Below are 26523 nucleotides of genomic sequence, written 5' to 3' on the forward strand. Positions count from 1 at the left end.
ATGAGACTCACCCGCGTCATCGGCATCGGCGCCGGCCTCGTCGTCGTGGCCGTCGCCGCCACCTCCGGGGTCTCGGCCCTGGAGGAGCGGGGCGGCACCACCGTCACCGCCTACTTCGACCAGGTCACCGGCGTCTACGCCGGTTCCGACCTGCGCATACTCGGCGTACGCGTCGGCCGCGTCGAATCCGTCGAACCGCGCGGCAAGGACGTCAAGGTCGTCCTGCACATCGACAAGGGCGTCCAGGTCCCCAAGGACGCGCACGCCGTGGTCGTCGCCCCCAGCCTGGTCGCCGACCGGTACGTCCAGCTGGCCCCCGCCTACACCGGGGGAGCGGCCATGGAGGACGGCGCCCAGCTGCCCGCCGCCAACAACGCGGTCCCGGTGGAGGTCGACCAGCTCTACGCGTCCATCACCGAACTGTCCACCGCGCTCGGCCCCGACGGGGCGAACGCCGAAGGTGCCTTCGCCGGGCTCCTGGACACCGGGGCCAAGAACCTCAAGGGCAACGGCAAGGACATCGGCGACTCCATCGAGCAGTTCGGCAAGGCCACCAAGACCCTGGACAAGTCGAGCGGCAACCTCTTCGACACGCTGTCCTACCTCCAGACCTTCACCACCATGCTCAAGGACAACGACGGCAACGTCCGCGCCGCCGAGAAACAGCTGGACTCGGTCACCGGCTTCCTCGCCGACGACAAGAAGAACCTCGGCGCCGCACTCAAGGAACTCGGCACCGCGCTCGGCCAGGTGAAGACCTTTATCAAGGACAACCGGGGCGAGCTCAAGAAGAACGTGGACGCCCTCGTGCCGATCACCCAGGCCCTCGTCGACCAGCGCGCCTCGCTGGCCGAGTCGATGGACGTCCTGCCGCTCGCGGCGGGCAACGTGCTCAACGCCTACGACCCCGAGCACCGCACGCTCAACGGCCGGACCAACCTCAACGAACTCAGCATGGGCGGCCCGCTCGTCGAACCCTCCCTCGCCCTCCAGGGACTCTCCCCGGTGGACGCCGAACGGCAACGGGCGCTTCCCGCGCTGCCGCTCCCGGCCGTGGGCACGGTCTACGGCACCCCGAAGGACGCCAAGGACGCCAAGGACGCCAAGGACGCCAAGGACACGAAGGGGGCGGACCGATGAACCGGCGACCGCGCAGACCCGCCGCCCTCGGCACCGCGGGGGGACCGGCACTCGTCGCGCTCGGCCTCTGCTGCACCCTCCTCGTCACCGGATGCGGAGCCCCGCACTTCTCCGGCATCGAGGACCTGCCGCTCCCCGGCGGGGCCGACCTCGGCGACCACCCCTACGAGATCACCGCGGACTTCGGGGACGTGCTCAGCCTCTCCCCGCAGTCCTCGGTCAAGGTCAACGACGTCGCGGTCGGCCGGGTCACCAAGATCTCGCTGGCGCCCGACGGCTGGCAGGCCCGGGTCACCATGAAGGTGAACGGGAAGATCGACCTGCCCGCCAACGCCTACGCCCACCTGGAGCAGTCCAGCCTGCTCGGCGAGAAGTACATCCAGCTCACGCCGCCCGCCCAGGGCAAGGAGCAGGGCACCCTCGCCGACGGCGACCGCATCCCGCTCACCCGTACCAACCGCAACCCCGAGGTCGAAGAGGTCTTCGGCGCCCTGTCCATGCTCCTCAACGGCGGCGGCGTCCAGCAGCTCAAGACCATCACCACCGAACTCAACAAGGCCCTGAGCGGGCAGGAACCCCAGGTCACGTCCATGCTCCACCGGGTCGACAAGCTCGTCACCAACCTGGACGACCACCGCGGCGACATCACCGCCGCGCTCGACGGTGTCAACCGGCTCTCCAGCACCCTCGCCGGCCGCAAGCAGCAGGTCGGCACGGTCCTCACCAAGCTCAGCCCCGGCATGAAGGTCCTGGAGAAGCAGCGCGGCTCGCTCATGACGATGCTGCGCTCCCTGGACACCCTCTCCGACGTCGCCGTCACCACCATCAACCGGAGCAAGGCGGACACCATCGCCGATCTCAAGGCCCTCGCCCCGACCCTGCGTGCCCTCGCCGACTCCGGGAACGACCTGCCCGACTCCCTCCAGGTGCTGCTCACCTACCCGTTCACCGACGAGGTGCTGCGCGGCGTGAAGGGCGACTACCTCAACGTGTACCTGGACCTGACGGCCGAACCCGGCACCCAGATCATCCCCGCCTACGACCCCGACGCGGAGACCCCGCCCGCTCAGGGCCAGGCGGTCGCCGGCGCCGGACTGCCGCTGCCCCTTCCCGCGACCTCGGCACCGACGACGAGCCGGCCCACGAATGCGAAGGGGAGCAACCGATGATCACCCTCGCCATCCGGCTCAAGAACATCGCCTTCCTCATCATCTCCGTGCTGGTGCTGGCCTACCTCGGTGTGCGCTACGCCGACCTCGGCCATTACGTCGGCATGCGCGACTACTACACGGTCAAGATGCAACTCCCGCGCACCGGCGGCCTCTTCACGCACTCCAACGTCACCTACCGAGGGGTCTCGGTCGGCCGGGTCGGGCCCATCGAACTCACCGACGACGGTGTCGAGGCCGAGCTGCGGATCAACAAGTCCGCGCCCCGCATCCCCGACGACCTCAAGGCGGTCGTGGCCAACCTCTCCGCCGTCGGCGAGCAGTACGTCGACCTGCGGCCGACCCGCACCGAGGGCCCCTACCTCGCGAACGGCTCGGTCATCGACGAGGCCGCGGCCTCCGTCCCGGCGCCCGTGACCAACGTGCTCACCAGCGTCAACGACCTCACCTCCTCGGTCGACCTGGAGTCCCTGCGCACCGTCGTGGACGAGTTCGGCACCGCGTTCAGCGGGCGCGGCGACGACCTCCAGGTCCTCCTGGACACCGGCAGCGCGTTCGTGGACGCCGCCGACGACGCGCTGCCCGTCAACACCCGGCTGATGGAGGACGGCAGGACCGTCCTGCGCACCCAGGTCGAACAGGGCGAAGCGCTCAAGGGGTTCGCCTCCGGGGCCAAGGAACTGGCCGCCCAGCTCAAGGGGTCCGACACCGACCTGCGCAAGCTGATCGCCGCCGCCCCCGACGCGACGAACCAGATCAGCGGACTGCTCCGGGACGTCGAACCCGGCTTCGGGGTCGTCGTCGCCAACCTCCTCACCACCTCCGACGTCGCCGTCACCCGCCAGCGCGGCCTGGAGGAACTGCTCGTGAAGCTCCCCGCCGTCGCGGCCGCCGGGGCCAGCGCGGTGGACGAGGACGGCGCCCGGTTCGGCATGTCGGTCACCTTCTTCGAGCCGCTGCCCTGCACCGCCGGCTACGAGGGCACGACCTACCGCAACGGCCTCGACCTCTCACCCGCCCCCGCCCTGAACACCAAGGCCCGCTGCGCCGCCTCGCCCGGCACCGGCATCGGCGTCCGGGGCAGCGCCAACGCCCCGACCGGCGGCCCGCTCCCCGAACCGGCGAAGGCCGGGGCCCTCCTCCTCGGGGACACCGAGGAGGACCGGCTGCCCGGAGTGCTCGGCGCCGCGACCGACGCGGCCCCGGAGGCCCGGGGCATGGCCGGGCTGCTCGGCCTGGGACAGGAGGACGGCGAGTGAACCCCCGTACGCGAAGCCTCGGCGGCTGGGCCGTCCTGCTGATCGCGGCCCTCGTCTGCGCCCTGGGCGGCTGGTCGTACGCCCAGGCGTGCGGCGACGACGACCTGGCCTACGCCAAGAGCCGGGACGCGGCCCTCGCGGACGGGCGCCAGGCGCTGGCCCGGCTCAACACGCTGGACGGCAAGGACGCGGCGAGCGTGGACGCGGGCCTGGCCGGCTGGTTGGAGTCCGCCACGGGCCCGTTGTACGACCAGCTGAAGCGGACCCGGAAGAAGGACGCCGCCGACCTCAAGGCGTCCGGCGCCACCGCGCGCGGCAAGGTCACCGACGCCGCGCTCACGGAGCTGGACGAGCGGACCGGCACCGCGCTGATGATCGCGACCGTCGACGTCGAGGTCACCCCTCGCACCGGCAAGGCGGGCACCGAGCGCAAACGCTTCGAGGCCACGCTCGCCCGGACCGGGGACGGCTGGAAGATCAAGGCGCTCACGGCGCTCGGCATAGGGAGCGGCGCATGAACACGGACGTCGAGGAGAAGCCGGAGGCGGCCGTCGAGCCGCCCGAGGACACCGAGGAGACCGGCACCCGCCCGGCCCGCCGGTGGCCGCGCGCCCTCGCCGGAGTCCTGGTCGTCGCCCTGCTCGCCGCCGGGGCCGTGATGTACGTGGCGGGGAGGCAGCTGCGGGACACGCCCGCCACGTCCAACCGGGCGCTGACCGACAGCGCGGCCACCGCCCAGGTGGCCGGCGAGGTCACCCACGCCCTCGGCAAGGTCTTCTCGTACAGCCCCGAAGGCACCGCCGCCACCAAGGCGTCCGCGCAGAAGCTGCTCGCGGGCAAGGCGCTCCAGCAGTACGCGGCGCTGTTCGGCCAGGTCGAGAAGCAGTCGGCCGACCAGAAGCTCACGCTCACCACCCGTGTCGTGCGCGCCGGCGTGACCAGGCTGACGCCCGACAGCGCACACCTGCTCGTCTTCCTCGACCAGGTCTACGAGCGCAAGGGCAAGGCGGCGAGCAAGGCGGCCGCACAGCTCTCCGTCACGGCCCGACTGCGCGAAGGGCGTTGGACGATCGTGGAGATCACCTCCCGGTAGCCGCGAGAGGCACCACCGCACCACCGAGCACGGACAGCACAGCACGGCGGGACCGCCGGCAGGGAGAGGCAGCGATGGCACGGGTAGCGATGACGAGGAATCCGCTGGTGACGGCGGCGATCGTGCTGACGGTCGCGGCGGCCGGGGCCGCGGGCTGGGGCGGGGTGTCCCGGTACCGGGCGGCGCACGACAGCTCGGCCGCGTACGCCCAGACCCGCGACGAGGTCCTGGCGGCGGGGGAGCAGGCCGTGCAGAACATGAACACGCTCGACCACGCGCAGCTGGAGCGGGGGCTCGACAGCTGGGAGGACTCCACCACCGGGGATCTGCACCGGCAACTGGTCGACGGGCGGGCCGGGTTCGTGAAGCAGATCCAGGAGGCGAAGACCGTCAGCACCGCCAAGGTGCTGGCCGGCGCGGTCACCGAGCTGGACGACCGGGCCGGGAAGGCCGGGGTCATGGTGGCGCTCCGGGTGACCGTGACCGCGCCGAAGGGCAAGCCCGCGGTGAAGGAGAGCCGGATGCTCGGCCAGCTCACCCGCACCCCCGACGGGTGGAAGCTCAGCGCGCTCGGCCAGGCGCCCGTCGGCAACACCGCCGGCTGACACCCCCGCCCCCGCACCGAGAGGAACCCGGACATGTCGACCACCCGTCACCTGGTCAACCGCCAGCGCCGCCTGGCCACGGTCGCCGCCGCCGAACGCGCCGCGACGGCCGCCCCGCCCCGCCCCCGCACCGGGCGCGGGCCGGACCTGGAGAAGCCGGACGCCACGCCGGACGAGGCGGTTCCGGAGAGCGAGGAGGACGAAGGGGAGGCCGGGCAGGAGCCGGAGACGGCCACCGCGCGCCGTCGGCCGCGCCCGAGCCTGCCCGCCGTCCTCTTCGTTCTCACCCTGATCCTCGGCGCCGTCGCCGCCTGGGCGTTCACCTCGGCGGCGAGCCTGCGCGACGACCCCAGCCGGCAGAACACGGCCCTGACCGACATCAGCCGCACCAGCGAGGTGAAGGGCCAGATCACCGAGGCCGTCGGCGCGGTCTTCTCGTACGACTACGCCTCACCCGCCAAGTCCGAGGCGGCGGTGACGAGATATCTGACCGGCAAGGCGGTCCAGCAGCACGCGGACATGCTCGCCGAGGTCCGGGCGCAGGCGCCGAAGCAGAAGCTGGTCCTCACCACGACCGTCACCGACAGCGGCGTGGAGATGCTCGACGGCGACCGGGCCCGGCTGCTGATCTACGCCGACCAGCGCAACACCCGTACCGGCAAGTCCGAGGAGACCACGTACGCCGCCGCCATGTTCAGCGTGGACGCGGTCCGCAAGGGCGGCAGCTGGCGGATCTCCGCGATCGACACGTTCACCCGGTGACCCCACGGAGGAAGGCACGCATGAGGTTCAACGGCACCATGCGCCGAGGACTCGGCAGCACCGCCGCGGCCGTCGCCGCGATGGCCGCGCTCACGGCGTCCCAGGCACCCCAGCTCGCCGCGCACGAGGCGACCCCGAAGCACCGCCAGAAGACGGACGACGTCGTCTGGTCGGAGGTTCCCAACGACGACTCGTACCACACCGAACTCCCGCCGCTGAAGAGCCCGGACCCGCCGAAGAAGGGTGAGAAGCAGAGCCCCGAGGCCAAGCAGTCGTGGGCCGAGGCGGGCATCCCGGCCACCGTGCTCGCCGCCTACCGCAAGGCCGAGGCGACGATGGGACGCGGCGACCCCGGCTGCCGGCTGCCCTGGCAGTTACTGGCGGCGATCGGCAAGGTGGAGTCCGGGCACGCGGCCGGCGGCCGGGTCGACGAGAAGGGCACGACCGTCTCGCCGATCCTCGGCCCCGTCCTCAACGGCGCCGGGTTCGCCGACATCCCGGACAGCGACGGCGGCGCCTACGACGGGGACGCGACATACGACCGTGCGGTCGGCCCGATGCAGTTCATCCCGTCCACCTGGGCGCACTGGGGCCGGGACGGCAACGGCGACGGGCGCCGGGACCCGAACAACGTGTACGACGCGGCGCTCGCTGCCGGGGCCTACCTGTGCGCCGGGACGCGCGATCTGTCGGTCTCGTCCGACATGAACCGGGCGATCCTCAGCTACAACCACTCGGAAACCTATCTGCGTACGGTGCTGTCCTGGCTGGAGTTCTACCGCAAGGGCACCCACCCGGTCACCGACGGCACGGGGCCCATCCCCAGGAGCCCCGGTGCCGGCAGTCCCAGCAAGCCGGAGCACCCCGTGGGCGGAGGGTCGGATCCCGAAGACGGCGACGGCGGCGGCATCGAGGTCGGCCCGCAGCCCAGCACCCGCCCGACCACACCCGGCACCCACGACCCCGACCCAAGCACCACGCCCGATCCGGACCCGACGGACACCACCGGTCCCTCGCCCGACCCCACGGACACCGGCTCCACCACCCCGGACCCGAGCACCACCCCCGACCCGGACCCGACCACGGCGAAGCCGGACCCGGGCTGCACGACCGCCCCGGCGCCCGACCCGACCGACACCACCGAGCCCACCGGCTCGCCCTCGCCCGACCCGACGAAGACCGACGAACCCTGCACCAGCCCCACCCTGCCGCCCACGGCGGACTAGGGCCTGTCTGACCATTCCCGTCTGCCGGGCGGCGTCATGCAAGCACTCTCGCCGCACCGGCCCCAGACCCCAGTACATCCAGTACAGGGGTCTGGGGCCGGCACGCCGAGAGCACGCACCTGACGCCGCCCTGCCCGTCCTCCGGGCGGACGACGGGAATGGTCAGACACGCCCCAGGGCCTGGCCGGGGCGGCGGCACGGTGTTCCGGAGGGCTCAGCCGCCGCCCGCCAGCACCTGGGCGAGGTCGTAGCGCACGACCTCCTCCAACTGCGCGTACGTGCAGCTGTCCGGCGTACGGTCGGGCCGCCAGCGGCGCCACTGGGCCGTGTGCCGGAAGCGGTCGCCCTCCATGTGGTCGTACGCCACCTCGCAGACCCGCTCCGGCCGCAGCGGCACCCAGGACATGTCCTTCTTCCCGGACCAGCGGCTCGGGGCGCCGGGCAGCCGGGCACCCGTGTGCGCCTCCGCCTCGGCCCAGGCACGCCACGGGTGGTCGTCGGCGTCGGTCAGCAGGGGTTCCAGCTCGGTGACGAGCTCCGCGCGGCGCTTCATGGGGAAGGCCGCGCACACCCCGACGTGCTGGAGCGCGCCGCTGTCGTCGTACAGGCCGAGCAGCAGTGAGCCGACGACCGGGCCGCTCTTGTGGAAGCGGTAGCCGGCCACCACGCAGTCGGCGGTGCGCTCGTGCTTGATCTTGTACATGGCCCGGACGTCCGGCCGGTACGGCGCGTCGAGCGGCTTCGCTACGACCCCGTCGAGCCCCGCCCCCTCGTACTGCTCGAACCACTCCCCGGCGCGGGCCGGGTCGGTCGTGGAGGGGGCCAGGTACACCGGCGCCGACGCCCCGGCGAGCGCCACCTCCAGGACCGTGCGCCGGTCCGCCTGCGGCGCGTCCAGGAGCGACTCGTCGCCCAGTGCCAGCAGGTCGAAGGCGATCAGCGCGGCCGGGGTCCGCTCGGCCAGTAGCCGCACCCGCGACTCGGCGGGGTGGATGCGCTCGCTGAGCCGGTCGAAGTCGAGCCGCCCGCCGTGCGCGACGACGATCTCACCGTCCACCACACAGCGTTCCGGCAGATTGTCCCGGACGGCGGTGACCACCTCGGGGAAGTAACGGGTGAGCGGCCTGCCGGTCCGGCTGCCGATCACCACCTCGTCACCGTCCCGGTGCACGATCGCCCGGAAGCCGTCCCACTTCGCCTCGTACTGCATGCCCGGCGGGATCTTCTTCACGGACTTGGCGAGCATCGGCTTCACGGGCGGCATCACCGGCAGGTCCATGGACCGATTGTGGACCGTACGGCGACCGGAGTCTCCCGATATGCGGCATATGTGTGCCCGGCCTACCGTGGCCGACATGGCAGCAGCGGGCACAGCGGTGGAGCTGGACGCGGCCGGGCGGGCGGTCCGGCTGTCCCATCCGGACAAGGTCTACTTCCCGGAGAAGGGCTACACGAAGAGGGACGTCGCCGAGTACTTCCTCGCGGTCGGCCCCGGCATCCTGCGCGCCCTGCGCAACCGGCCCACCACCCTGCAGCGGTTCGTGGACGGCGTCGAGGGCGAGTTCTTCTACCAGAAGCGCGCCCCCAAGAACCTCCCCGACTGGATCCCGACCACCGAGATCGCCTTCCCGAGCGGGCGGTCCGCCCGGGAGATGTGTCCCACCGAGGTGGCCGCCGTCCTCTGGGCCGCGAACCTCGGCACCCTGACCTTCCATCCCTGGCCGGTCCGGGGCGGGGACACCGACCACCCCGACGAACTGCGCATCGACCTGGACCCGCAGCCCGGCACCGGTTACGCCGACGCGGTCCGCGCCGCCCATGAGCTGCGCGGCGTCCTGGAGGAGCACGGGCTGCGCGGCTGGCCCAAGACGTCCGGCGGGCGCGGCATCCACGTCTTCGTGCCCATCGAACCGCGCTGGACGTTCACCGAGGTGCGGCGCGCCGCCATCGCGGTCGGGCGCGAGCTGGAGAGCCGGATGCCGGACCGGGTGACCACCGCCTGGTGGAAGGAGGAGCGCGGCGAGCGGATCTTCGTCGACTACAACCAGACCGCCCGCGACCGCACCATCGCCTCCGCCTACTCCGTACGTCCCTTCCCGCACGCCCCGGTCTCCGCCCCGCTGCGCTGGGCGGAGCTGGACGACGCCGAACCCCGCGACTTCGACCTCCGCACCATGCCCGTGCGGTACGCGGAACACGGCGACGTGCACGCCGACATGGACCAGGAGGCGTTCCGGCTGGACTCGCTGCTCGAACTGGCCGACCGCCATGCGAGCGACGGCGGGCCCGGCGACCTGCCCTACCCGCCCGAGTACCCGAAGATGCCCGGCGAGCCGAAGCGCGTGCAGCCGAGCCGCGCCCGCCGCGACCAGGGTGACGAGACGTGAGCGAACCGCAAGCCGGTGCGGAGCATGGGGCGCACGGCCGGCCGCTGACCCGGAGCCAGAAGTGGCAGGGGTTCAAGGAGTCCCCGTACTTCCCGGCGATCGTCCTGCTGTTCATCCTCTCGGCCGCCGCCGGGCTCTTCGCCGGCTCCTACACGTACGCCATGGCCAACCCGACGCCGCACCGGGTCCCCACCGCCGTGGTCAGCGAGCCGGACACCTCGCGCGGCCGGGAGTTCGTCGCCGGGATGGACAAGGCTCTCGACGCCTCCCTGGCCATCCGCGTCTATCCGACGGCGGCCGCCGCGCGCGAGGCCCTGGATGAGCAGAAGGTCTTCGCCATCGTGCGGTCCGGCGCCCGGGGCGTCTCCCTGGACGTGGCCGCGGCCTCCGGGGCGGCGGTCGCCCAACTGCTCGCCGAGTCCGCCGTGAAGGTGGGCGACGCGCTGGACATCCCGGTGGCCGTGCAGGACGTCAAACCGCTCCAGAAGGGCGACCCGCGCGGGCTCGCGCTCTTCTACATCTCGCTCGCCGCGGTGATCATCGGCTTCGTGGGCGCCATCCAGCTCAGCGTGCACGCCCGGGCGCTGATCCCGGCGGAACGGATCGGCTTCACGATCCTGTACTCGCTCCTGGGGGCCTTCGCCATCGCCGCCGTGGTCGACTGGCTGCTGGGGGCGGTGGACCTGCCCTTCGTCGAGTCCTGGCTGATCCTCGCGTTCACGATGTTCACCTCGGGCATGGTCTTCACCATGTTCAACACCCTGATCGGCCGCTGGGCGATGCTGCCCACCTGGGGCGTCATGGTGCTCCTGGGCAACCCGTCCTCGGGCGGAGCCGTCTCCTGGCCGCTGCTGCCCTCGCTCCTCGGGCACATCGGACGCTGGCTGCCCCCGGGCGCCTCCGTCAACGCCCAGCACACCGCCGTCTACTACCAGGGCCACCAGCGCGTCTTCCCCTACCTGGTCCTCGCGGCCTGGGCACTCGTCTCGTGCACCGTCTTCTGGGTGTGGCGCCACCGCCACCCCGGCGGGCGCCCGCACATGCCGCAGCACGCGGCGACGGCCGGCTGATCAGACAGACGTATTCCGCGACTCGCCCACCCGGCTTGACGGCCCGGAGGCGGACTTCTCCTTACTGTGGGTAAGCGATTTTCCGGGCCTCGTGACGGCCCGTCGCCACATCCTCGGCAGCACCCGTCAGCAGTGGGGAGTTCGACATGGACCGCAGAAGTTTCAGCCGGCGGATGCTGATGGGCGGCGGGGTCGCGGCGGCCGCGGGGGTGACATCGTTGTCCCTTCCGGCGCCCGGCGCCGCCGCACTGCCCCGCCGGCTCCGCCGGGCGCCCGCCGGGGGAGTGGTCCGGCACATCCGCATGTACGTGGAGAAGCTGCCGGACGGGCGGATGGGCTACGGGCTGGAGAAGGGCAAGGCCACCGTGCCCGGCCCGCTCATCGAGCTCAACGAGGGCGACACCCTGCACATCGAGTTCGTCAACACCCTGGACGTGCCGGCCGGGCTCCACGCGCACGGCGTCGACTACGACATCGCCAGCGACGGCACCCGGATGAACCACAGCACCGTCGAACCCGGTGCCACCCGCACGTACACCTGGCGCACCCACACCCCCGGCCCGCGCCGCGACGGCACCTGGCAGCCGGGCAGCGCGGGCTACTGGCACTACCACGACCACGCCGTCGGCTCCGACCACGGCACCGGCGGCATCCGCAACGGGCTCTACGGACCGCTGGTCGTCCGGCGCCGGGGCGACATCCTGCCGGACAAGACGATCGCGATCGTCTTCAACGGCATGTCGATCAACAACACCCCGGCCGGTGAGAGCCCGGACTTCACGACCACGCTCGGCGACCGGCTCGAAGTCGTCATGATCACGCACGGCGACTTCTACCACACCTTCCACATGCACGGTCATCGCTGGGCGGACAACCGTACGGGCATGCTCACCGGGCCCGGCGACCCGAGCCGGGTGGTCGACACGAAGATCGTCGGCCCGGCGGACTCCTTCGGCTTCCAGGTGATCGCGGGCGAACACGTAGGTGCCGGCGCCTGGATGTACCACTGCCACGTCCAGAGCCACGCCGACCGGGGGATGGGCGGCATGCTGCTCGTCGCCGACCGGGACGGCACCGTCCCCGGACACGACGGGTAGGTCCTTCAGCCGTCCGTCGGCGCGGCGAGGCGCCGCTGCTCCTCCTCGACGATCCGGCGGGCCAGTTCGCCCTCCGAGACGTCGACCGCGTCCGGCGTCGTCTCGGCGACATCGCTGCGCCGTGCGTACGCGTCGAACAGGCGCTCCTTGCGGGCCAGGATGTCCAGCATGCGCTGGTCGACGCTGTCCGCGGAGAGCAGCCGGTGCACCCGCACCGTCCGTATCTGGCCCATCCGGTGCACCCGCGCCACGGCCTGGTGCTCCGTCGTCGGCTTGATCTGCGGTTCGCACAGGATGACGACGGACGCGGCCTGCATGTTCAGCCCGACCCCGCCCGCCTGGATCTGGCTCAGCAGCACCGCGTGACCGTCCGCCGCCGTGAACGCGTCGACCAGCCCCTGGCGCCGGGCCGCCGGCACGCTTCCCGACAGCGGTCCGTGCACCCCGTCACCGAGTGCCCCGCGCACCGTCTCCAGGACCTCGCGGAAGTACGAGAACACCACGACCTTCAGACCGTTGCCCGCCGCCTCCGCGACCAGTTCGCACAGCCGGTTCAGCTTGGCGGAGGTCTCCGGCCGGGCGTACGCCGCCCGGCGCATCCGCATGAAGTGCCCGGCGGCCACCGCCTCCCGGTACGCCGGCAGGTCGCCCTCGCTGAACCCCACCCACTCGTCCACCTGGACGACAGCGGGCAGTTCGGCGAGGACGTCCTCCTGATTGCGCCGCAGATAGGCGGGGGCCACGGCGCGGCGGAACGCTCGCGAGCCCGCCGCGCCGTGGCCGGCGCCGACCGTGGGGGCCAGCTCGGGCCGGAGCCGGCGGACGAGGCTGCGGAACTCCTCCACCCGGTTCTCCATCGGGGTGCCCGTCAGGAACAGCACCCGGTCCGTGCCCTCCGACCACCCGGAGACCGCGCGCGAACGGCGGGTCTCCGGGTTCTTCACGTAGTGCGCCTCGTCCACCACGAGCATCCCGGGCCGCACCCCGCTCCCGGCGGCGTCCGGCAGCGAGTGCAGCGCGTCGAAGGTGGTCAGCGCGACCCCGCCGGACTCCCGCCACTCCGCGAACGCCTCGCACCGCTCGGGACCGTGCACCGGCACCGCGCGCAGGGTGGACCTGGCCCGGACCTCCCGTGTCCAGTTGATGAGGACGCTCGCCGGGCAGACCACCAGGAAATGGGTCTCCCCGTGCGCCGCGAGGTGCGCCAGGGCGGCGATGGCCTGGACGGTCTTGCCGAGCCCCATCTCGTCGCCGAGGATCACCCGCTTCTGGACGAGTGCGAACCGGGCACCGAATGACTGGTAGCCGCGCAGGGAGACCCGCAGCAGGGCGTCGTCCAGCCGCAGCCCACGCACCCGGCCGGCCATCCCCGACGGCAGGAACCCCTCGGCCGCGTCCCGGTCGGGCCCCGAGCCGGAGAGCTCAGCGAGCAGGCTGTAGTACTCGGCGGACCGCAGCTCGAAGTCGACCCAGGCGGCGGCCGGGGACCCCGGCTCCCGCAGCAGATCGGCCGACACCTGGGCGAACAGCGGCGGCAGCCCCCGCTCCACGGCGTCGGCGACGGCCGCCCGCACCCCGGCCACGGCCTCGCGCACCCGGGCCCGCGACCGCCGTCCGGCGAACAGCATCCGCAGCCGCCCCCGCGCCGGACCGGCCGTCGCCAGCAGCGGCTCCAGGCGTCCGGCCAGCGCACGCGCCCCGGCCACCGCCCGCCGCGCGTCCGGGCCCGCCTCCACCAGCCCGTACACCGCGCCGAGCAGCGCGGTCACGGCCTCGTTGCGGTCGTCCACGTCCATGCGCACGGCGACGGTGTCCCGCACCGCGTGCGCGATCCCGCCCGCCGCCGCCAAGGCCTGGTCGGCCGTCTGCGCGCCGACACCGGGGATCTGGCGGAGCTCGTAGCGGCCGGCGCCGTACACCTGGCCGACCGTGGTGAAGCCCGCCTGCTCGAGCGCGCCGAGGCGCAGCCGGCCACTGGTGACGTCCTTCAGCCGGGAGACGGGGATGGCGGCGAGTTCGGCGCGCACGAGGGCGTCGAGCAGGGGGTCCAGGCACGTCCGGACGGCGGAGACGGCCCGGGTGTGGTCGGCGAGGACCCCGCGCGCCGCGTCCAGCAGGCCGTCGGCGTGGACGAGCGCCTCCCGGGCGGCCCGCCCGACCCGTGCCCCGCCCTCGGTCATGTGCGTTCCTCTGTCTCCGCGACCGCGCAGCCATCCGCGCACGGCGGCCCTCATCGTCCCACGCGGCGCCGGCGCTCCGGCCGGACGCGGGCCCCATTGACGCGGCGTTGATCAGTCGTTTATCGCGGCACGGCACTGTGGCCGTCATGCTGATCAACACCGCGACCGACCCCGCCTTCTCCTGGCAGGAGACAGCACTGTGCGCCCAGGCGGGCCCCGAGTTCTTCTTCCCGGCCCCGGGCAGCTCCACCCGGGAGGCCAAGCAGCTCTGCAACGCCTGCGAGGGGCGGCAGGCGTGCCTGGAGTACGCCCTCGACAACGACGAGCGCTTCGGCGTCTGGGGCGGCCTGTCCGAGAAGGAGCGGGAGCGACTGCGCAGAGTTGGCCGCGAGCGGGCCTGAAACGCCGCTGTACGTGCGAGACTTCGGCCTCCACCGTCTCCGTGCGCGGACCCTGTGCCCGTGACGGAGCCCGCGTCGACCTGGAGGAGAAGCCGAGTTGAGCGAGTACGACTACGTCGTCGTCGGGGCGGGTTCGGCCGGCTGCGTGCTGGCCGCGCGGCTGTCCGAGGACCCCACCGTGCGGGTCGCGCTGGTCGAGTCGGGCGGACCCGACCGCAAGCAGGAGATCCGCGTCCCGGCCGCCTTCCCGCAGCTGTTCAAGACCCCGTTCGACTGGGACTTCAGCACGGTGGCACAGCCGGCGCTCGGTGGCCGTGAACTGTTCTGGCCGCGCGGCCACACCCTGGGCGGCTCCTCCTCGATCAACGCCATGATGTGGGTACGCGGCCACCGCGACGACTACGACGCGTGGGCCGGGGCCGCCGGGCCGGACTGGGGCCACGACGCGATCGTGCCCTACTTCCGGCGCGCCGAGCGCTGGTCCGGTCCGGCCGGCGGGGGCACGGTGTACGGCACCGGGGGGCCGCTGCACATCGCGCCGCCCCGCAGCCCGTCCCCGCTGACCGCCGACTTCGTCACCGCCTGCCGCGAGGACGGCCTGACGTTCCTGCCCGAACTGAACGCGCCCGACCACAGCGGGGTCGCCCTCACCCCCGTCAACCAGCGGCGCGGGCGGCGCTGGAGCGCGGCCGACGGCTACCTCAAGCCGGCCGCCCGGCGCGCCAATCTGGACGTCCTCACGCACACCCGCGTCCGCGCCCTCGCCTTCGACGGCGACCGGGCCACCGGAGTGGAGACCGAGGTCTCCGGCACGCTCACCGCCCGCCGCGAGGTGATCCTCAGCGCCGGCGCCATCGGCTCCCCGCACCTGCTGCTGCGCTCGGGCATCGGCGACCCCGGCGAACTGCGCCGCGCGGGCATCGAGGTCCGCGCCGCGTCACCGGACGTCGGCCGCAACCTCCAGGACCACCTGTCCTTCGCGTTCACCCTGCGCTGCCCGCGCCCGGTCACCATGACGGGCGCCGACACCCCGGCGAACATCGCCCGCTACCTGCTCACCGGACGCGGACCGCTCAGCTCCAACCTGGCCGAGGCCGTCGCCTTCGTACGCAGCGCCTGCGCACCGTCCGCCCCGGACCTGGAACTGATCTTCGCCCCCGCCCCGTTCATCGACCACGGACTGACCCCGCCCACCGAACACGGCGTCACGATCGGAGTGGTCCTGCTCCAGCCCGAGAGCACCGGCCGCATCACCCTGGACACGGACCACCCGGACCCCCGCTCCGCCCTCCGCATCGACCCGGGCTATCTCGCGTCCGGCACCGATCTGCGGCGCATGATGGACGGCGTCCGCCACGCGGAACGCCTTTTCGCCCACACGGCTCTCGCCGCGCACACCTCGACGCCCATGGGCCACTACCCGGGGGAGGTGGACGACGACCGCCTGGCCGAGGCGATCAGGACCGGGGCGGAAACCCTCTACCACCCCGTCGGCACCTGCCGGATGGGCCAGGACCCCGGATCGGTCACCGACCCCCGGCTCCGGGTGCGCGGTGTCCGGGGTCTGCGCGTGGTCGACGCCTCGGTCATGCCGCGCATCACCCGGGGGCACACCCACGCCCCCACGGTCGCCATCGCCGAGAAGGCCGCCGAACTGATCAGACAGGACGCCCGCGCCCAGTGAGCGTGGGGAGCCGCCGCGGGCCGGGATCACGACGGGATGCGGAACGTCTCGCCGTACATCTTCCAGGTCAGCGGCGGCTCCAGGTCCAGGTTCCCGTCCTCCAGGAAGACGCGCTGCGCGGTGTCGATGCGCGAGGTGTCGTGCTGCTGGTTCTTCTTCGACTTCATCACGGCCCGCGCGGTGTCCAGGAAGATGTCCAGGTACGCCGACTCGTCACCGCCCTCCGCGACCGTGTCCGCCTCGGCCAGCGCCGCCTGCCGGATGCCGTAGAAGGAGTCCGCCTCGTGCCCGGGGCCCTGGAGGACCATGGTGTCGAAGTAGATGAACTGGCCCAGCGTGCCCAGGCCGTCCAGCTTCGCCAGGCGCACCGCCGGCTCGAAGTACTGCTTGTCGCGCACCTCCTCCTGCGCCGTGCGGAACGCCGGATCCTCCGCCGCCTTCTTCCACGCCCCCGTGAACCCCGGGTCCAGGCCCTCGTGCGACCCGGTCCCGTCGACCTTGCGCAGGGCGGGAAGGTACGGGGCGAGCGGGTTGTCCGGGTGGTCCTTCGTGAACGCCTCGACGAACGCCAGCATGTCGTGCGTACCGGAGCAGAACCCGACGAGACCGGCGGCGTAACCGGTGCCGTCGCCGCTGTCCTCGATCGTCGCGTACTGCGTGCGCCAGTCCAGCGTCGAGCCCTCCGCGCTGGCCAGCAGCTCCCACGCGATCTCACGCATCCGCGGCGCGGCGAGCCCGGCCGGTGCCCGCTCGACGCGCTTGCTCATCTCCGCGCGCTCCTCGTCGTCCGCCGCCGCGAACGGGTCCGGGTTCACCGGCCCGGAGGCCGACGCCTCGGCGGCCTTCGGCGAGTCCGTGGGCAGCCCGGCGTCGTCGCCGCCGGGGTTGAGGACGAGGGCGACCGCAATCGCCAGCGGCGCCCCGATGAGAACGAAGCGGGTCACAGGTTTCACCGGCACAGCGTACGGTCCCCGCCCGCCCCCGGGCGGCACACCCCCGCACGGCAGAATCGCCCCATGACCGATGCCCTGCTGAAGGTTCTCGATCCGCTTCCGTACCCCCGGCGCATGCGCGAACTCGCCGCCCGGGCACGCGTTCTGTCCGCTTCGGGGGAATTGCGCCGCGTGCTGGACGAACTCGACGGCGGCGGCCCGTACGAGCGGGGCATCGCCGTCGTCGTGGCGGCCGTCGGCGGCGACGCGGAGTGGATCAGCGCGCACCTCGCCGACCCGGACCCCTTCGTGCAGGGCCACGCCCTGCGGGTCGCCCGGAGCCTCGGCGTCCCCGACGAGGCGTACGAACGGGCCCTGGACGACCTGCCCCGCGCCGCGCGCCGCCGCCTGCTGCGGGCGGTCGTCCACGACCGGCGCACCGACCTCGCCGCCCGGCTCCTCGAACGGGTGCGCGCCGACTGGGGCGACGCCGAGGCCGCCGTGCTGCTGCCCGGCTGCCCCGCCGGCACCGTGGCCCGGCTGCTGCCCGAGCTGCTGTACGCCGTACGCGGCTGGAGCGCTCTGGGACGCCGCCACCCCGGCCCCCTCCTGGACGCCGTCGAACGTCAGCTCGCCGAACTGCCCGAGCCGCAGCGCCCGGAGTGGTGGCAGCGGTACGCCCCCGGGCTCGCCGCCGCCGTCACCGCCCGGCCCGCCCGTGTCCTCGAACTGCTCGACCGCTTCGGCCCGGCCACCCTCCCGTATCCCCTGGCCCGCCGCCTCGGCGCCCTCGCCGCCGCCGACCCGGCCCGGACCGCCCGGCTGCTCCTGCGCCCGGAGACCCGGCCGATGCTGGAGCGCGGCGCGCGCGGGGTGCCCGACGGCGTCCTGTTCCGCCTGGCCCGCACCGCGCCCGAAGGGCTCGTCGTGGAGCTCGGCCGGGCCATGGCCCAGGACTCGGCCGGCCTCGCCCGCCTCCTCACCGCCCTCCCGCCCGGCCGGCGCACCGCCCTGCACGCCTCGGTCACCGCCGGACGCGGCCCCGGCGGCCCCGCCGTCGACGCGGACCTCCTCGACGCACTGCCCCGCAGCGGCGTCGCCGACGAGGCGCGCCGCATGGCCGCCAGGGCCGCCGAACGCGGCGAGGACTGGCACACCGTGCTGCTCGCCGAGTCCTACCTCCCGGCCGCCGAGGTCTGGGACCGGCTGCTCGCCGCGACCCGCCGGCCCGCCGCCGCCGACCGGGCCCTCGCCTGGCCCCTGCTCGTCCGCAACGCCGGGCGCACCGGCGCGCCCGGGCCCGTCGCCGTACTCCTGGACGACATGGCCAGGCTCCGCAACGAACAGGACCCCGTCCGCTCGGCCGCCCTCCTCGCCCTGGCGGGCGTCCCCGCCGGACTGTTCACCGAGGCCATGGAACCGGCCCTGGACCGGATCTCGGCCGACGCCGTCGAGGCCCGCGACTCCTCCTACGCCACCCGGCACGCCCTGAGCACCCTCGCCGTGCGGTTGCTGCGCGAACACGCCGCCACCGGCCGCCGCGCCCCAGGCCGGGGCCTGGTCAGCTGGTCGCTGCGCACCCTGGTCCGGATCTCCGGCAACACCGGCGGCGCCGACCTCGGACGGCTCGACCGCGCCCTGCGCAGGGGCCAGGAGCACGACGTGTTCGAGGCCCTGCGGCCCTGGCTGGAGGCGGGCGCCGAGAAGAGCGACTACGGGCTCGCGTTCGCGCTCGTCCGGGCGCTGGGCCGCCGGGCGGCCGGGCTGCCCGAGCTCCAGGACCTGCTGTGGCAGGCGATCCGCTTCGGTTCGGTCACCACCGCGCGGACCGCCGTCCGGCTCTGGCTGGAGCCGGACGCGGACCGGGGCGAGCGCGTCGAACGGCTGCTCGCGCTCGACCCCTCGGCCGGCACCCTGCCCGAGGCGCTGGCGGTCCTCACCCGCACCCGCACCGACCTCCTCGACCCGTACCTCGCCACCCCGCCGCCGCACGGCCGCTTCCTCACCCCCGGCCGCCCCTGGACCGTCCACCCCGGGCCCGAGATCCGCCGCTGGGTACCCCGCCAGCACCACGCGGCCGAACGCGCCCTGCGCCACGCGGCGCGCGACGGAAAGCTGCCGCTCCACGGGCGGGCGCGCGCCGTCGCCGCCCTGGCCCGCATCCCCGGGACCGGCGCCGCGTCGCTGGGGGAGTGGACCGGCTCCGACGACATCGTGCTCGCCGAGGCCGCGCTCACCGCGCTCGGCCACACCGACCGCGCCCCCGAGGTGCTGCCGACCCTGCTCGCCCACACCGGGGACGACCGGGCCCGGGTCGCCGTCTTCGCGGCCGGCCGCGCCTCACAGAACGTCCGCCCCTCCGTCCTCGCCCCGATGCTCCGCGCCCGGCTGGCCCCCGGCACCGGCAAGGTCACCAGCCGCAAGGAGGCCGTCCGGCTCGCCGTGGCCCGGCTGCCCCGGGAGACCGCCGCCGACCTGGTCACCGAGGGGTACGAAGCCCCCGAGCAGCACCCGGACGTCCGGGCCGCCTGCGTGGCCGGGGCCATCGCCCTGCTCGGCGACGCGCGGATGTGGCGGCTGCTCGCGGACGCCGCCGCCGGGCCCGCCGTGCTGCGCACCGCCGTCCTGCGCGTGCGGCCCATGGACCTGCCGGGTGCGCACCGCACCGGCTACGCGCGCCTGGTGCGGGAGGTGTGCGGTACGGACGACGAGGAGCTGGCCGCCGCCGCCCATGCCGTGGTGGCCCGCTGGATACCGTGGGAGCCGGGGATCTGCGAGGTGCTGGCCGCCGCCACGACGGACCTGGCGCGCCGCCGCTCCTGGCGCTCGGCCGCCGACGCGCTGGCCGGTGCGGCGCCCGCCGCCTCCGGGGAGGCCGCACGGGCTCTGATGGGAGCGCTGGGCACGCTCACGGACTCCGTCGCCATGGACGACGCGGGCAGCGACCGCGACCGGCCCGAGCGGCAGCGTGCCGTGCACCTGGTGAACCGCCTCGCCTCGACGGCCGGGGCGCGCGCCGACGCGACCCTGCGGTCCGTCCTCGCCGCCGCCGGCGACCGCCTGGCCCGCCACCGCGACTACGTACCGCAGGCCGCCGAGCTGCTGACCGGGGCGGTGGACCCGGAGAGCGGCGCGGACGCGCTGCACGCCGCGCTGGACCGCATCGCCCTGCTGGTCACCGGCCGGCCCGTGCTCGCCGCCCGCATCGCGCTCCTGTACGCCACGCACCACGGGGTCCCCCGGGGCGAGGACGGGGCGGCGACGCTGCTCGCGGTGGCGGGCCGGCTCGCCGAGGACGGCGGCCTCGCGCACGGCCTGCTGGCGGTGCGGCTGGTCGCGGCCGGCGGGCGGCACACGGGCTGGACCGGACCGTGGCGGACCCAGCTGCGGCTGCTGCGGCGCCACCCGGAAACGGAGGTGCGCGACGCGGCCTACGCGGAGGTGACGGTCCGGGAGTGAGCGGGCTCCCGGACCGCCACCTGCGCGCGGTCAGACCCTAGCCGCGGGCGGCCATCCGGGCCTTCCGGGCGGCCAGCTTCTCGTCGAACTTCGCGGCCTCGGTGTCCAGGCCGTGCATGTACAGGCCCAGCTCCTCCTGCGCCTTCAGGCCGTCCGGGCCCAGGCCGTCGATCTCGAGCACCTTGAGATAGCGCAGCACCGGCTGGATGACGTCGTCGTGGTGGATACGCATGTTGTAGATCTCACCGATCGCCATCTGCGCGGCGGCCCGCTCGAAGCCGGGCATGCCGTGGCCGGGCATCCGGAAGTTCACGACGACGTCGCGCACCGACTGCATGGTCAGGTCCGGGGCCAGCTGGAAAGCCGCGCCCAGCAGGTTGCGGTAGAACACCATGTGCAGGTTCTCGTCGGTCGCGATGCGCGCCAGCATGCGGTCGCAGACCGGGTCGCCCGACTGGTGCCCGGTGTTGCGGTGCGAGACGCGGGTGGCCAGCTCCTGGAAGGCCACGTAGGCCACGGAGTGCAGCATCGAGTGCCGGTTGTCGGACTCGAAGCCCTCCGCCATGTGCGCCATCCGGAACTGCTCCAGCTTGTCCGGGTCGACGGCGCGCGAGGTGAGCAGGTAGTCCCGCATCACGATGCCGTGCCGGCCCTCCTCGGCCGTCCAGCGGTGCACCCAGGTGCCCCAGGCGCCGTCGCGGCCGAAGAGCGTGGCGATCTCGTGGTGGTAGCTGGGGAGGTTGTCCTCGGTGAGGAGGTTGACCACGAGGGCGATCTTGCCGATGTCGGTGACCTTGGACTGGTCGGCCTGCCACGCCTCACCGTCCTCGAAGATGCCGGGGAAGTTGCGCCCGTCGGAGAAGGGGACGTACTCGTGCGGCATCCAGTCCTTGGCGACCTTGAGATGCCGGTCGAGTTCCTTCTCGACCACCTCTTCCAGTGCGAACAGGAGGTGGGCATCGGTCCACGCCTGTGAACTGCCGAGATGGGGAGAAGTAAGGGTCACGGGGGCTCCTGGGGACGGGAGGAATGGCTACCTACGGCTTCGTAGGTTACGAGACCGTAGGTTAAAGCGGCGGTAAGGCTCTGGCCAAGCCCGAATGGGCGAGCGTCGCTCACTCTGCGTGTCCAGAGGCCGAAGGGGGTGCGCACCGGCCCGGCGCACACCCCCGTGTTCCCGCGTCAGAGCCCGGCACGCACCTCCTCGGCCGAGGTGTCCCGCAGTTCGCCGTCGAGCAGCAGCCAGCGGGTGATCTCCAGCGATTCCAGGAACGGCACGTCGTGACTGGCCACGACGAGTGCCCCCTCGTACGCCTCCAGCGCCTCGGTCAGCCGCCGTACGCTCGCCAGGTCGAGGTTGTTCGTCGGCTCGTCCAGCATCAGCAGCCGGGGCGCCGGCTCGGCCAGCAGCAGCGCGGCCAGCGCCGCCCGGAACCGCTCCCCGCCCGACAGGGTCCCCGCGGCCCGGTCCGCCCGCGCACCCCGGAAGAGGAAGTGCGCGAGCCTCGCCCTGATGTGGTTGTTGGTCGCGTCCGGGGCGAACCGCGCCACGTTCTCCACCACGCTCAGCCCGTCCTCCAGCACGTCGAGCCGCTGGGGCAGGAAGCGCAGCGGGACGTCGGTCACCGCTTCCCCGGACACCGGGGCCAGTTCCCCGGCGAGCGTACGGAGCAGCGTGGTCTTGCCCGCCCCGTTGCGCCCCACCAGCGCGATGCGCTCCGGACCGCGCACCTCGTACTGCCCCCGAACCCGTGCCCCGTACGCGAGTTCCAGATCGCGCAGGACCAGCACGCCCCGGCCCGGATGGACCCGGGTGCGCGGCAGCTCGACCCGGATCTCGTCGTCGTCGCGGACCAGATCGACGGCTTCGTCGAGGCGCTCCTTCGCCTCGGCCAGCCGCTCCGCGTGCATGATCCGGTGCTTGCCCGCCGACTCCTGCGCGGCACGCTTGCGCGCTCCCATGACAATCTTGGGCTCGCGCTTCTGCTCGTTCATCTTCTGCCCGTACCGCTTGCGCCGGGCCAGTTTCACCTGGGCCTCGGCCAGTTCGCGCTTCTGCCGCTTCATGTCGGCCTCGGCGACGCGCACCATGCGCTCGGCCGCATCCTGCTCGACGGCCAGCGCCTCCTCGTACGCGGAGAGGTTGCCGCCGTACCAGGTGACGGTGGAGTCCCGCAGGTCGGCGATCCGGTCGACCCGGTCCAGGAGTTCCCGGTCGTGGCTGACGACGACGAGCACCCCGTGCCAGGCGTCGACCGCCGCGTACAGCCGCTGCCTGGCGTACACGTCCAGGTTGTTGGTCGGCTCGTCGAGCAGCAGTACGTCGGGCCGGGCCAGCAGTAGCGCGGCCAGCCGCAGCAGCACGCACTCACCGCCCGACATCTCGCCGATCGTGCGGTCGAGCCCGATATGGCCGAGGCCCAGCCCGTCGAGGGTGGCCCGGGCCCGCTCCTCGACGTCCCAGTCGTCGCCCACGGCCGCGAAGTGCTCCTCGCCGACCTCACCGGACTCGATGGCGTGCAGCGCCGCGCGGACCGCGTCGATCCCGAGCGCGGCGTCGACGCGCAACTCCGTGTCCAGGACCAGGTTCTGCGGCAGGTAGCCCACGTCGCCGGAGACGCTGATCCGGCCCTCGGTGGGTGCGAGTTCCCCGGCGAGCAGCCGCAGCAGGGTCGATTTTCCGGCCCCGTTGAGGCCGATGAGTCCCGTGCGGCCGGGGCCCACGGAGAGATGGAGGCCGTCCAGGGCCCGGCCGCCGTCGGGCCAGATCAGGGAGAGGGCGGAACAGGTGATGTGGGCGGTGGGGGTAGACATGAGGAATCTCCCGGTTGCGAGGAAGGACAGGGCAACGGGGCGAGACACCGGCCACTGGCGTTCGACGCATTCCGGCGGGATTTCCGGCATTGCGCGGGGAAGGCCCTGGTCGCGGAGGACGGCTCGGAGAGCTGAGGTCGCACTCGGGCGCGCGGACACGGCAAAGGCCGGTCATGGTACGCGACACGGTGTCTCGGGACCTCAGACCTTCAACGGCCTGCTCCAATCGGCGACGACAAGGACACCGAGAACGTTAAGCGGGGCCCGCGGAGGGAGCAAACGGATTAACGGCCCCGCGCAAGCGGGTCGCGGACTCAGCAGGGACCGAACAGATCGGTCAGGTTCCGGTCCAGGTCGAGGAACCGGTGCTCGTGGCCGCGGGGCACCAGCTCCTCGGCCCGCCGCAGGAACCGCCGCAGGTCCGCGGTGCGCACGTGCACCATCGCGATCCCCTCGGCGGCGTGGAACTCCAGCACCGTACGGTCGTAGCCGAACGGCCTGACCCGGACGTCCCCGAGTCCGGACGGGACCTCCATCCCGGCGGCGAGCAGGTCCCGGGAGAACTGCCAGGACACCTCCGTGCCTTCCAGCGTCGCCGGCGCCGGGAACGCCATGCGTACGGCGAAGGGGTCCGACCGGTCGTAGCTCAGGACGGCGGGCAGCGTCTCCATCTGCGGCGCGGACGCCACCATGCGGGCCTGTACGGACTGTTCGATGACCGTGGACACGAACCTGCTCCCTCTCGCGACCGGACGAACGGTTCCCGGCACCCGTAGAGACGACGGAAGCCGCCGATCCGTGCACCGGGAGGCGGCGTGAGCTGTATCACCGCACACCGCTCTCTGTTCACCTGCCCCGTTCCGGCCGGAGCACCCCGGCGGGCCGCATTTCAGAGCCGCTGGCGGTACGGGGCGAGCGCGTCCGAGGTCTTGGTGGCGATGAACTCGGTGATCCGGTACGCGCAGACGCCCTCGACCACGAACGGGTCGGTCGCCGCCAGCCGTTCGATCGCCGCCCGGTCGTCCCCGACCGCGAGGATCACCCCGCCGTCCCGGGGGTTCTTGCGACCGGATGCGATGAACACCCCGCTCTCGTACTGCTGGTCGAGCCAGACGACGTGCGCGTTCAGCAGGGCGTCGACGCGGTCCAGCGGGGCGGTGTAGGACAGCTCCAGTACGAACATGTGCCCAGGCTATCGGCCGGGTGGGCCCGTAGGGTGGGCGCCATCATGACAGCGCTTCAGATGCCTTCCGACGCCGCCGGGGCCCGTGCCCTCCAGGACGCCCTGCGCGGCCGGGTGATCCTCGACGAGCCCGGTCCGCCGCCGGGGACCGGCCGGGTGACCGGGGTCGACGTCGCCTACGACGACGAGCGCGACATCGTGGCGGCGGCGGCCGTCGTGCTCGACGGCGCGACGCTGGAGCTGGTGGAGGAGGCCACCGCGGTCGGCCGGGTCAGCTTCCCGTACGTCCCGGGGCTGCTGGCCTTCCGCGAGATCCCGACCGTCCTCGCCGCCCTGGAGAAGCTGGCCGCTGACCCCGGGCTCGTCGTCTGCGACGGGTACGGCAGGGCCCACCCCCGCCGCTTCGGCCTCGCGAGCCACCTCGGCGTCCTCACCGGCCTCCCGGTCATCGGCGTCGCCAAGAACCCGTTCACCTTCACCTACGAGCCGCCCGGTCCGGAGCGCGGGGACCAGTCGCCGCTGCTGGACGGGGCGGAGGAGGTCGGCCGGGCCGTGCGCACCCGGGCCGGCACCAAGCCGGTCTACGTCTCGGTCGGGCACCGCACCGGTCTGGACAACGCCGTCGCGCACACCCTCGCGCTCGCCCGGGACTTCCGGCAGCCGGAGACGACGCGCAGGGCGGACGCCCTGTGCCGCAGGGCCCTGCGCGAGGCGACCGCCGGAGGGCCGGCCGCCTGAGGAGGCGGCCGCGACCGCTCAGCGCGCCGCCGCCACCCGGAACCGCAGCCCGGCCGAGACCAGCCGGTCCAGCAGCGCGTCGCCCATCGCGGCAGCCGTCGTGACCTGCCCCGAGGTGGCCGGCAGCTCGTCCAGCGCCAGGCACAGCGCGGACTCCGCGAGCATCTTCGCCGTCTCGTCGTACCCCGGATCGCCGCCCGACACCTCCGTGAACACCCGCCGCCCGCCGCCCTCGCCGACGAACCGCACGGTGAACCAGCTGCGCCGCCTGCGCTCCGCGTCCGGACCGGCACCGGACTCGTAGCGCCCCATCAGCCACTCCCGCGCGGCCGGCACCTGCGCGGCACCGAGCAGCACGCCGAGCGCGGCGGTGCCGCCGAGGGCCACGGGGAGGCGCTTGACCGAGGCGTAGTGGCGGTAGCGGAAGTCGGGGCCGTAGCGGGGCAGCGCCTTCGCCGAGCGGGCGACGACCCGCGCGTCGAGCGTCGGCAGCGGAAGCGCCCAGGTGCCCGTCTCCGGGCTGAAGCGGGGTCGGCCGAGCGGGGCGTGCACGCGGCGGCCGGCCGCCCGGGGTTCGTACAGACGGCGTTCACTCGCGGCGCGCGCCGTCTGGGCGCCCCGGCCCATCGCGGTGAGCGCCGAGGCGAACGTACCGCCGGAGAAGACGGCGTTGCTGCGGACGAAGCCGTCGATGCGCAGCGGCACGTCCTCGGGCAGCTGCCGCACCGTGAAGTAGGCGCCGAGGTCGTGCGGCACGGAGTCGAAGCCGCAGGCGTGCACGATGCGGGCGCCGGTCTCCCGGGCCCGGGCGTCGTGCGCCACGTACATCCGGTCCACGAACTCCGGTTCGCCCGTCAGGTCCGTGTAGTCCGTCCCCGCCTCCGCGCAGGCGGCGACCAGCTGCTCGCCGTACCAGACGTAGGGGCCGACGGTCGTGGCCACCACGTGCGTGGACTCGGCGAGTTCGCGCAGCGAACCGGCGTCGGCCGCGTCCGCCGTCAGCAGTGGAAGGTCCGCGCAGCGCGGATCGAGGGCGGCCAGCCGGGTGCGCAGCTTCTCCAGCTTGGCGCGGTCGCGCCCGGCGAGGGCCCAGCGGCAGCCGTCGGGGGCGTGCCGGGCCAGATACTCGGCGGTGAGCGCGCCCACGAAGCCGGTGGCGCCGAAGAGGACTACGTCATAGGGGCGTGCGGGCCCGTTCTGCCTGTTCACGAAAGCCTCCACGGAGGACGGCGCCGGACGGAGCGAGCAGAGGTTAGCGCGGCCGCCGTGGCGGTGTGCGGGCGGGAGGGGGTCATGGGGGAGTATCCATGAGTATCCGCGAGAA

Annotated in this window: 23 protein-coding genes; 15 read left to right on the forward strand and 8 right to left on the reverse strand. The window is 73.4% G+C overall.

Going from position 1 to position 26523, the window contains the following annotated elements:
- The 8 genes from ACLQ2N_RS04040 to ACLQ2N_RS04075 all read left to right on the forward strand — a co-directional run bounded on the left by ACLQ2N_RS04040 (window position 1) and on the right by ACLQ2N_RS04075 (window position 7254).
- A complete protein-coding gene (locus ACLQ2N_RS04040; RefSeq protein WP_425809080.1) occupies window positions 1-1140 on the forward strand; it encodes an MCE family protein in 1140 nt (379 codons plus the stop codon).
- Entirely contained in the window at window positions 1137-2309 is a 1173-nt protein-coding gene (locus ACLQ2N_RS04045) for an MCE family protein (protein ID WP_425809082.1), read from the forward strand. Before ACLQ2N_RS04040 ends, ACLQ2N_RS04045 begins: the two co-directional genes overlap by 4 nt.
- A complete protein-coding gene (locus ACLQ2N_RS04050; RefSeq protein ID WP_425809084.1) occupies window positions 2306-3568 on the forward strand; it encodes an MCE family protein in 1263 nt (420 codons plus the stop codon). The genes ACLQ2N_RS04045 and ACLQ2N_RS04050 overlap by 4 nt, the downstream gene beginning before the upstream one ends.
- The gene (locus ACLQ2N_RS04055) at window positions 3565-4086 is read left to right on the forward strand and encodes a hypothetical protein (protein WP_425809086.1); all 522 of its coding nucleotides are present in this window, start codon (window positions 3565-3567) and stop codon (window positions 4084-4086) included. The genes ACLQ2N_RS04050 and ACLQ2N_RS04055 overlap by 4 nt, the downstream gene beginning before the upstream one ends.
- Window positions 4083-4661 (forward strand): hypothetical protein, encoded by a 579-nt coding sequence (locus ACLQ2N_RS04060; RefSeq protein WP_425809088.1) that lies wholly within the window; start codon window positions 4083-4085, stop codon window positions 4659-4661. The genes ACLQ2N_RS04055 and ACLQ2N_RS04060 overlap by 4 nt, the downstream gene beginning before the upstream one ends.
- Before the next feature lie 74 nt (window positions 4662-4735).
- Window positions 4736-5266: a hypothetical protein gene (locus ACLQ2N_RS04065; protein WP_425809090.1), complete on the forward strand. Its 531-nt coding sequence runs from the start codon at window positions 4736-4738 to the stop codon at window positions 5264-5266.
- 33 nt (window positions 5267-5299) lie between these two features.
- A complete protein-coding gene (locus ACLQ2N_RS04070) occupies window positions 5300-6028 on the forward strand; it encodes a hypothetical protein (RefSeq protein ID WP_425809092.1) in 729 nt (242 codons plus the stop codon).
- A gap of 20 nt (window positions 6029-6048) precedes the next feature.
- Complete coding sequence (locus ACLQ2N_RS04075) at window positions 6049-7254, forward strand: lytic murein transglycosylase (protein ID WP_425809094.1); 1206 nt, start codon at window positions 6049-6051, stop codon at window positions 7252-7254.
- 214 nt (window positions 7255-7468) lie between these two features.
- Here the strand turns inward: ACLQ2N_RS04075 and ACLQ2N_RS04080 are convergent, their stop codons facing one another.
- Window positions 7469-8533, reverse strand: a complete 1065-nt coding sequence (locus ACLQ2N_RS04080) for an ATP-dependent DNA ligase (RefSeq protein ID WP_425809096.1) — start codon at window positions 8531-8533, stop codon at window positions 7469-7471.
- A gap of 97 nt (window positions 8534-8630) precedes the next feature.
- Here ACLQ2N_RS04080 and ligD point away from each other — a divergent pair, with 97 nt between their 5' ends.
- The 3 genes from ligD (at window position 8631) to ACLQ2N_RS04095 (ending at window position 11808) form a co-directional block, all read left to right on the forward strand.
- A complete protein-coding gene (gene ligD / locus ACLQ2N_RS04085; RefSeq protein WP_425810187.1) occupies window positions 8631-9641 on the forward strand; it encodes a non-homologous end-joining DNA ligase in 1011 nt (336 codons plus the stop codon).
- A complete protein-coding gene (locus ACLQ2N_RS04090) occupies window positions 9638-10711 on the forward strand; it encodes an ABC transporter permease (RefSeq protein ID WP_425809098.1) in 1074 nt (357 codons plus the stop codon). Before ligD ends, ACLQ2N_RS04090 begins: the two co-directional genes overlap by 4 nt.
- Window positions 10712-10857: 146 nt before the next feature.
- Entirely contained in the window at window positions 10858-11808 is a 951-nt protein-coding gene (locus ACLQ2N_RS04095) for a multicopper oxidase domain-containing protein (RefSeq protein ID WP_425809100.1), read from the forward strand.
- Window positions 11809-11813: 5 nt separating this feature from the next.
- Here the strand turns inward: ACLQ2N_RS04095 and ACLQ2N_RS04100 are convergent, their stop codons facing one another.
- The gene (locus ACLQ2N_RS04100) at window positions 11814-13988 is read right to left on the reverse strand and encodes a DEAD/DEAH box helicase (protein WP_425809102.1); all 2175 of its coding nucleotides are present in this window, start codon (window positions 13986-13988) and stop codon (window positions 11814-11816) included.
- Window positions 13989-14134: 146 nt separating this feature from the next.
- Here ACLQ2N_RS04100 and ACLQ2N_RS04105 point away from each other — a divergent pair, with 146 nt between their 5' ends.
- The gene (locus ACLQ2N_RS04105; protein ID WP_018100193.1) at window positions 14135-14389 is read left to right on the forward strand and encodes a WhiB family transcriptional regulator; all 255 of its coding nucleotides are present in this window, start codon (window positions 14135-14137) and stop codon (window positions 14387-14389) included.
- 97 nt (window positions 14390-14486) lie between these two features.
- Window positions 14487-16073: a GMC family oxidoreductase gene (locus ACLQ2N_RS04110; RefSeq protein WP_425809104.1), complete on the forward strand. Its 1587-nt coding sequence runs from the start codon at window positions 14487-14489 to the stop codon at window positions 16071-16073.
- A 26-nt stretch (window positions 16074-16099) separates the two neighbouring features.
- Here the strand turns inward: ACLQ2N_RS04110 and ACLQ2N_RS04115 are convergent, their stop codons facing one another.
- The gene (locus ACLQ2N_RS04115; RefSeq protein WP_425810189.1) at window positions 16100-17017 is read right to left on the reverse strand and encodes a chitosanase; all 918 of its coding nucleotides are present in this window, start codon (window positions 17015-17017) and stop codon (window positions 16100-16102) included.
- Window positions 17018-17089: 72 nt separating this feature from the next.
- Here ACLQ2N_RS04115 and ACLQ2N_RS04120 point away from each other — a divergent pair, with 72 nt between their 5' ends.
- On the forward strand, window positions 17090-20464 hold the full coding sequence (locus tag ACLQ2N_RS04120; RefSeq protein WP_425809106.1) for a hypothetical protein: 3375 nt from the start codon (window positions 17090-17092) through the stop codon (window positions 20462-20464).
- Between the two features lie 37 nt (window positions 20465-20501).
- Here ACLQ2N_RS04120 and ACLQ2N_RS04125 read toward each other — a convergent pair whose 3' ends face one another.
- The 4 genes from ACLQ2N_RS04125 to ACLQ2N_RS04140 all read right to left on the reverse strand — a co-directional run bounded on the left by ACLQ2N_RS04125 (window position 20502) and on the right by ACLQ2N_RS04140 (window position 24461).
- The gene (locus ACLQ2N_RS04125; RefSeq protein WP_425809108.1) at window positions 20502-21470 is read right to left on the reverse strand and encodes an acyl-ACP desaturase; all 969 of its coding nucleotides are present in this window, start codon (window positions 21468-21470) and stop codon (window positions 20502-20504) included.
- Between the two features lie 176 nt (window positions 21471-21646).
- Window positions 21647-23278, reverse strand: a complete 1632-nt coding sequence (locus tag ACLQ2N_RS04130) for an ABC-F family ATP-binding cassette domain-containing protein (RefSeq protein ID WP_425809110.1) — start codon at window positions 23276-23278, stop codon at window positions 21647-21649.
- Between the two features lie 314 nt (window positions 23279-23592).
- Entirely contained in the window at window positions 23593-24006 is a 414-nt protein-coding gene (locus ACLQ2N_RS04135; RefSeq protein WP_425809112.1) for an SsgA family sporulation/cell division regulator, read from the reverse strand.
- A 161-nt stretch (window positions 24007-24167) separates the two neighbouring features.
- Window positions 24168-24461 carry a YciI family protein gene (locus ACLQ2N_RS04140; RefSeq protein ID WP_425809114.1) on the reverse strand — a complete coding sequence of 98 codons (294 nt, stop codon included), beginning with the start codon at window positions 24459-24461 and terminating at the stop codon, window positions 24168-24170.
- Between the two features lie 60 nt (window positions 24462-24521).
- Here ACLQ2N_RS04140 and ACLQ2N_RS04145 point away from each other — a divergent pair, with 60 nt between their 5' ends.
- Complete coding sequence (locus tag ACLQ2N_RS04145; RefSeq protein ID WP_425810191.1) at window positions 24522-25199, forward strand: endonuclease V; 678 nt, start codon at window positions 24522-24524, stop codon at window positions 25197-25199.
- Between the two features lie 18 nt (window positions 25200-25217).
- Here the strand turns inward: ACLQ2N_RS04145 and ACLQ2N_RS04150 are convergent, their stop codons facing one another.
- Window positions 25218-26408, reverse strand: a complete 1191-nt coding sequence (locus ACLQ2N_RS04150) for a saccharopine dehydrogenase family protein (RefSeq protein WP_425809116.1) — start codon at window positions 26406-26408, stop codon at window positions 25218-25220.
- Window positions 26409-26523: the final 115 nt, after the last annotated feature.

This window comes from Streptomyces sp. DT224, from assembly GCF_049844595.1.
Lineage (GTDB): Bacteria > Actinomycetota > Actinomycetes > Streptomycetales > Streptomycetaceae > Streptomyces.

What these genes read in the sequence shown, in the direction of transcription:
- ACLQ2N_RS04095 (WP_425809100.1), top strand. Translation starts at nt 10,858, where the DNA reads ATGGACCGCAGAAGTTTCAGCCGGCGGATGCTGATGGGCGGCGGGGTC.
- ACLQ2N_RS04045 (WP_425809082.1), top strand. Translation starts at nt 1,137, where the DNA reads ATGAACCGGCGACCGCGCAGACCCGCCGCCCTCGGCACCGCGGGGGGA.
- ACLQ2N_RS04050 (WP_425809084.1), top strand. Translation starts at nt 2,306, where the DNA reads ATGATCACCCTCGCCATCCGGCTCAAGAACATCGCCTTCCTCATCATC.
- ACLQ2N_RS04130 (WP_425809110.1), bottom strand. Translation starts at nt 23,278, where the DNA reads ATGTCTACCCCCACCGCCCACATCACCTGTTCCGCCCTCTCCCTGATC.
- ACLQ2N_RS04120 (WP_425809106.1), top strand. Translation starts at nt 17,090, where the DNA reads ATGACCGATGCCCTGCTGAAGGTTCTCGATCCGCTTCCGTACCCCCGG.
- ACLQ2N_RS04040 (WP_425809080.1), top strand. Translation starts at nt 1, where the DNA reads ATGAGACTCACCCGCGTCATCGGCATCGGCGCCGGCCTCGTCGTCGTG.
- ACLQ2N_RS04145 (WP_425810191.1), top strand. Translation starts at nt 24,522, where the DNA reads ATGCCTTCCGACGCCGCCGGGGCCCGTGCCCTCCAGGACGCCCTGCGC.
- ACLQ2N_RS04100 (WP_425809102.1), bottom strand. Translation starts at nt 13,988, where the DNA reads ATGACCGAGGGCGGGGCACGGGTCGGGCGGGCCGCCCGGGAGGCGCTC.
- ACLQ2N_RS04065 (WP_425809090.1), top strand. Translation starts at nt 4,736, where the DNA reads ATGGCACGGGTAGCGATGACGAGGAATCCGCTGGTGACGGCGGCGATC.
- ACLQ2N_RS04105 (WP_018100193.1), top strand. Translation starts at nt 14,135, where the DNA reads ATGCTGATCAACACCGCGACCGACCCCGCCTTCTCCTGGCAGGAGACA.
- ACLQ2N_RS04075 (WP_425809094.1), top strand. Translation starts at nt 6,049, where the DNA reads ATGAGGTTCAACGGCACCATGCGCCGAGGACTCGGCAGCACCGCCGCG.
- ACLQ2N_RS04070 (WP_425809092.1), top strand. Translation starts at nt 5,300, where the DNA reads ATGTCGACCACCCGTCACCTGGTCAACCGCCAGCGCCGCCTGGCCACG.
- ACLQ2N_RS04140 (WP_425809114.1), bottom strand. Translation starts at nt 24,461, where the DNA reads ATGTTCGTACTGGAGCTGTCCTACACCGCCCCGCTGGACCGCGTCGAC.
- ACLQ2N_RS04080 (WP_425809096.1), bottom strand. Translation starts at nt 8,533, where the DNA reads ATGGACCTGCCGGTGATGCCGCCCGTGAAGCCGATGCTCGCCAAGTCC.
- ACLQ2N_RS04060 (WP_425809088.1), top strand. Translation starts at nt 4,083, where the DNA reads ATGAACACGGACGTCGAGGAGAAGCCGGAGGCGGCCGTCGAGCCGCCC.